Consider the following 5054-nt stretch of genomic DNA (forward strand, 5'->3'; position numbering starts at 1 on the left):
TGGTGGCTTTCGTCGAGCGCGGACGGTCCTGAGGGTCAGTTAGCCGGCTTCTCCGCGTGTCCGCCGAACTGCTTGCGCATGGCCGACAGCGCCTTGTTGGCGAAGTCGTCGAGGCGACGCGAGGCGAAGCGGGCCTGCAGCGCGGTCGTTAGCACCGGAGCGGGAACTCCCTCGTCGATCGCCGCGATCGCGGTCCAGCGACCCTCCCCCGAGTCCGAAACCCGCCCGGAGAACTCCTCGAGTAGGGGCGATTCATGCAGCGCGATCGCGGTCAGGTCCAACAGCCAGGAGCCGACGACGCTGCCCCGGCGCCACACCTCGGCGACGTCGGCGATGTCGAAGTCGTACTGGTAGCACTCGGGATTCGAGAGCGGCGCGGTTTCGGCGTCGCCCTTCTGAACGCGGGTACCGATGTCGGCGTTGCGCAAGATGTTCAGCCCCTCGGCGAGCGAGGCCATCATCCCGTACTCGATCCCGTTGTGCACCATCTTCACGAAGTGCCCGGCCCCGCTAGGCCCGCAGTGCAAGTACCCCTCCTCCGATTGCGCGATCTTGCCGTCGCGGCCCTGGGTGCGCGGTGCCGCGTCGACGCCGGGCGCGACGCTGGCGAATATCGGCTCCGCGTGCGCGAATGCTTGGTCGTCGCCGCCGATCATCAAACAGTAACCCCGTTCGCGGCCCCACACACCGCCGCTGGTGCCGCAGTCCAAGAGGTGAATACCCTTCTCAGACAACGACTTCGCATGCTTTAGGTCGTCGCGGTAGTACGTGTTCCCGCCGTCGATTACGATGTCGCCCGATTGCAGCGTGTTAACCAGCTCCTTGATCGCCTCAGTGGTGACGTTGCCGGCGGGCACCATCACCCAGACGACTCGAGGCTTTGTGAGGTTGTCGACCAGTTCGGACAGCGACGACACCCCGGTAATCTTGTCTTCGCCGGCCAACGCCTCGACCGCGTCCGGATTGTGGTCGTAGACAACGCATTCGTGCCCATGGTCGACCAGTCTGCGGACGATATTCGCGCCCATTCTGCCCAAGCCGATCATCCCTAGTTGCATGGTGTTTCGTTCTCCTTAGTGGTGATTGACGGCTAGCCACGGCTGTTGCCAGCCGCGATGTCCTCGTAGCAATTCGCGCGCCGCGTCCGGCCCCCACGAGCCGGGTTCGTATTGGTGGATTTCGCCGGGGTGGTCCAGCAGCGGTTGCACGATCCGCCAGGTTTCTTCGATGCCGTCCTCGCGAGCGAACAGCTGGTGATCTCCGGTCAGCGCGCCGTGCAACAGTCGCTCGTAGGGCAGCAGCGGCTCGCCCAGGTCAGCCATGAACGACGAATCCAGGTGCAGGTCGCACCAGCGGTCGCCGTCGATCGCGGTCAGCTGCAGGCGCAAGCCGGGTTCAGGGTCGATCCTCAGCACGATCTGGTTGGGCTCGGCCCGTCGGCGATCCGGCAGGAAAGCCAGCGAGGGGACGCGGTGCGTGAACAACCGCACCTCCGTGACCCGCTCGGTCAGCGCCTTGCCCGCCCGCAGGAAGATCGGCACGCCGGCCCAGCGCCAGTTGTCGATCTCCACCCGCACCGCGACGAAGGTCTCGGTCTTCGAACCCTTGGCCACCCCGCGGATGTCGGTGTAGCCGCGATACTGCCCGCGCACGCTCCGCTGCGGGTCGATCGCGGGTATCGCCCGCAGGACGTCGGCCTTCTTGTCGTTGAGGTCGTCCGCGCTGGGCCCGACGGGCGGTTCCATCGCCACACCGGCCAGCACCTGAAGCAGATGGTTCTGTACGACGTCACGCAAGGCGCCGACCCCGTCGTAAAAGCTGCCCCGGTCGTCGACGCCGAAGTCCTCGGCCATGGTGATCTGAATTTCGGAGATGCTGTCGCGGCTCCACAGCCCGGCCAAGGCCAGGTTGCCGAACCGCAGATACTCCAGTTCGACGACCGGTTCCTTGCCCAGGAAGTGGTCCACCCGAAAGATCTGGTCTTCGTCCAGCACCGCACGCAGTCGGGTGTTGAGTTCATCCGCGGACTTCAGGTCGTGCCCGAAGGGCTTTTCCACCGCGACGCGGGATCCGTTCAGCAGCTCAGCTTGGGCCAGGCTCTCGACGATCGGGGCGAACAGCGAAGGCGGCATCTCCAGGTAGAAGAGGCAGTGGCGCTTCGAGCCGATCTGCTTTTTCAGCGCCTTGTAGAGCGCGGAATCGGTGACGTCGCCGCGCAGGTAGGACAGTCGGCCCGCAAACCGGTCGAACACCTTGTCGTCGACTTTTTCGCCGGTGCCTTCGATCGCCTTGCGGGCCCGTTTGACCAACTCCTCAACGCTGATGTCGTCGCCGGCGACACCGACAATCGGACACTGCAGCAACCCCCTGCGCTCCAGGCGATAGAGGGCTTGGAAGGTCATCTTGCGAGCCAAGTCGCCGGTAATGCCGAAGATCACCAGCAGGTCCGAGGCGCTATTGCCGGATTCGGCCAATCGGGTCCTTCCACGATCAATCACTAGTCAGCGGGCTTCAACACCTGCAGAACGCGCCTACCTCGACCCTGCCGCGGCCAATTCCAACCCTAAACAATGCGGTTCGGCCCGACAACCGGCAGCGCACGACATGTGTAACCGGTTAACCCAGCGGGCAAACACCCACCGATCCCGGCACGCCGGAATTCAGAATTCGCGGGACATACACTCGCGGTTGACCTTTCGCTTTCCAGCCGGCTATAACAGCCGCCAGAGTATTTTGCCGATCTGGCACTGTCGCTGCGGAAGCCACGAGGGATCGGGGAAGATGCGTGGCATGCACGATCCCCTGCTGATCGCGGTCTACGCGCTGGCCGGCGTCGCGGCGGTCGAAGCCGCAGCCCTGGGCGTCCTTTGGCGGCAGCTGTCCCGGGTCAAGGCTGAAAACGAGGCGCTGCGGCAGCAGCCCGACATACTGAGTTTTGGGTCAAAAGCGGTCAAGACCGTGTGGCAGACCGCGAGCCTGATGCGCAAGGAGGGTTTCGGCGCCGCGGTACGCAGCTCGATCGAGGACCTCGCCGATTGGGCGGAGGTGGAACGCCCTGATCTGGCCCGGGTTACACCGGACGGCAAAGTGGCGATTCTGTTCTCCGATATCGAGGAGTCGACCGCGCTCAATGAGCGGGTCGGCGACCGCGCCTGGGTGAGGCTGATCGGTGAGCACGACAAGCTGGTTCGCAAGCTGGTCAAGCAGCGCTCGGGGCATGTGGTGAAAAGTCAGGGCGACGGGTTCATGATTGCCTTCGCCCACGCCGAGCAGGCGGTGCGCTGCGGTATCGACATGCAGGACGCGCTTCACAAAAATGCACAACACAAGCGGCGCAACGGGATTCGAGTACGGATCGGCGTCCACATGGGCCGGTCGGTTCGTCGCGGCGACGACCTGTTCGGCCGCAACGTCGCGATGGCGGCACGCGTTGCCGCCGAAGCCTGTGGCGGGGAGGTTCTGGTGAGCGACACCGTGCACGACGCGCTCAGCGGTTGCGAGGACCTCACCTTTGATGGCGGCCGTGATGCCGAGTTGAAGGGCTTCGCCGGCACGCATCGGCTCTACGCCGTCGCCGCTGCCTGAGCGCCGCCGGGGTCTAGCCCTCGCCGGCCTCAGCCAGCCGTTGTTGCAGCCGGTCGCGAATTTCGTTGGGGGTGTATGCCCTACGTCGGCGCTGATCGCGAGCGACCAGCACTCCCCCGGCTGCCACCCCGACCACCCCGGCCAACCCCAGCAACTTCCAGACGGTGCGCATCGGCTCAGGTTATTCGCGAGTACATCCCGGCGGGATCGGTATGTGCATATGGTGCGGTGGTGGATGCGCACACAGTGGGCTTGACCCAGGCCTTGGAGGAGACCAGGACCGGCGACGTCTGGCTGTTCCGCGGGCAGTCCGGACCGGACCGCGCGATCCAGACGATGTCGAACAGCCCCGTCAACCACGTCAGCATGACGGTCGCGATCGAGGATCTGCCGCCGCTGATGTGGCATGCCGAACTCGGCGACAAGCTGACCGATGTCTGGACCGCGACGAACCACCGGGGCGTGCAACTCAACGACGCGCGCGAAGCCGCCGAGCGATGGCTGACCCGCTACGGGCAGCGTTGCTGGTTGCGTCAGATGAGCCCCGACATCGACCACGAGCAGGAGAATCGGTTGCTGCGCGTCATCGCCCGGATGGACGGCACACCGTTCCCGTCCACGACGCGGCTCACCCTCCGGTGGCTACGCGGTCAGCTTCCGACCAGGTACGACTGGGTGCGCGGAATCCCGATCCTCGACTCACGCGTTCGCGAATCGACCCGACGCCGCAGGGAGCAGCAGCGCAAGGGCCGCTTCGAATCCGCTTACTGCGCCGAGACGGTCGCCGTCACCTACGAGGAGATGGGCCTGATCGAAACCGAGAAGCGGTCGAATTGGTTTGACCCTGGCCGGTTTTGGAGCGGTGACGATCTTCCGTTGATAGCGCCTTATCGCCTGGGTAGTGAAATCGCGGTCGTCGCAGACTGATCGACATGGTGGCGGGCCGTCAGAGCGGCGTCCAGGTCTTGTCGTTCCAGAATCCCCACGCACGAGCCGTCATATTCCACATCACGCTCGCGCCCGGGGCCCACGGCGGGGGCGGTGGTTGCGGCGGCGCCCAGGACGGCGGAAGTCCCCAGGGGCCGTTGCCCATTGGACCACCTTGACCCGCCGAGCGTTCCCAGTCGTGGCAGTGATTCCAATCCCAGTCATAGATGCTGCCCCAGCCCGGGTCCCACGGCTGACCTGGACACCAGTGAAAGCTCGGGGCGGGCGCGGCCGCCCCGATGCCGTCGGCCAGCCCGCACGCGGCTAACGCAATGGCGCCGCACAGGAGCACCTGGCCCGCCAATTGCTTCATAGTCGCCATCACCCAGAGTTTGCCTTAAACAGACTCCGGGCAAGCCCTAAACCGCGCGTCGCGCAGGAGGCGGTACCCAGGCTTGCAGCGCCCGACGACCGATCAATTGACAGTTGTGGGTATAGGCCAATTGTATGGCCGCACTCGTGAATTCCTGATTGCTGATGAC

General features: G+C 65.0%; 6 protein-coding genes. 2 read left to right on the forward strand and 4 right to left on the reverse strand.

Annotation, left to right across the window (positions count from 1 at the left end; translation table 11 throughout):
• Nucleotides 1-35 precede the first annotated feature (35 nt).
• Entirely contained in the window at nt 36-1058 is a 1023-nt protein-coding gene (gene gnd / locus VGH54_RS07085; RefSeq protein ID WP_331511226.1) for a phosphogluconate dehydrogenase (NAD(+)-dependent, decarboxylating), read from the reverse strand.
• Between the two features lie 15 nt (nt 1059-1073).
• Nucleotides 1074-2474 carry a glucose-6-phosphate dehydrogenase gene (locus tag VGH54_RS07090; protein WP_331511227.1) on the reverse strand — a complete coding sequence of 467 codons (1401 nt, stop codon included), beginning with the start codon at nt 2472-2474 and terminating at the stop codon, nt 1074-1076.
• A 307-nt stretch (nt 2475-2781) separates the two neighbouring features.
• Here VGH54_RS07090 and VGH54_RS07095 point away from each other — a divergent pair, with 307 nt between their 5' ends.
• On the forward strand, nt 2782-3585 hold the full coding sequence (locus tag VGH54_RS07095; RefSeq protein ID WP_331511230.1) for an adenylate/guanylate cyclase domain-containing protein: 804 nt from the start codon (nt 2782-2784) through the stop codon (nt 3583-3585).
• Between the two features lie 13 nt (nt 3586-3598).
• On the opposite strand, the gene VGH54_RS07100 is transcribed toward VGH54_RS07095, so the two are convergent.
• Nucleotides 3599-3757 (reverse strand): hypothetical protein, encoded by a 159-nt coding sequence (locus tag VGH54_RS07100; protein ID WP_292974743.1) that lies wholly within the window; start codon nt 3755-3757, stop codon nt 3599-3601.
• A gap of 74 nt (nt 3758-3831) precedes the next feature.
• Between VGH54_RS07100 and VGH54_RS07105 the strand changes: the two genes are divergently transcribed.
• Nucleotides 3832-4512: a guanylate cyclase gene (locus VGH54_RS07105; protein ID WP_414688662.1), complete on the forward strand. Its 681-nt coding sequence runs from the start codon at nt 3832-3834 to the stop codon at nt 4510-4512.
• A 19-nt stretch (nt 4513-4531) separates the two neighbouring features.
• Here the strand turns inward: VGH54_RS07105 and VGH54_RS07110 are convergent, their stop codons facing one another.
• Complete coding sequence (locus VGH54_RS07110) at nt 4532-4894, reverse strand: hypothetical protein (protein WP_331511229.1); 363 nt, start codon at nt 4892-4894, stop codon at nt 4532-4534.
• Nucleotides 4895-5054 lie beyond the last annotated feature (160 nt).

Origin of the sequence: Mycobacterium sp. (assembly GCF_036488105.1) — a bacterium.
In the GTDB taxonomy this organism is placed as follows: Bacteria; Actinomycetota; Actinomycetes; order Mycobacteriales; family Mycobacteriaceae; genus Mycobacterium.

Coding starts and splice junctions, on each gene's coding strand:
- VGH54_RS07100 (WP_292974743.1), bottom strand. CDS start 3,757: ATGCGCACCGTCTGGAAGTTGCTGGGGTTGGCCGGGGTGGTCGGGGTG.
- VGH54_RS07110 (WP_331511229.1), bottom strand. CDS start 4,894: ATGGCGACTATGAAGCAATTGGCGGGCCAGGTGCTCCTGTGCGGCGCC.
- VGH54_RS07095 (WP_331511230.1), top strand. CDS start 2,782: ATGCGTGGCATGCACGATCCCCTGCTGATCGCGGTCTACGCGCTGGCC.
- gnd (WP_331511226.1), bottom strand. CDS start 1,058: ATGCAACTAGGGATGATCGGCTTGGGCAGAATGGGCGCGAATATCGTC.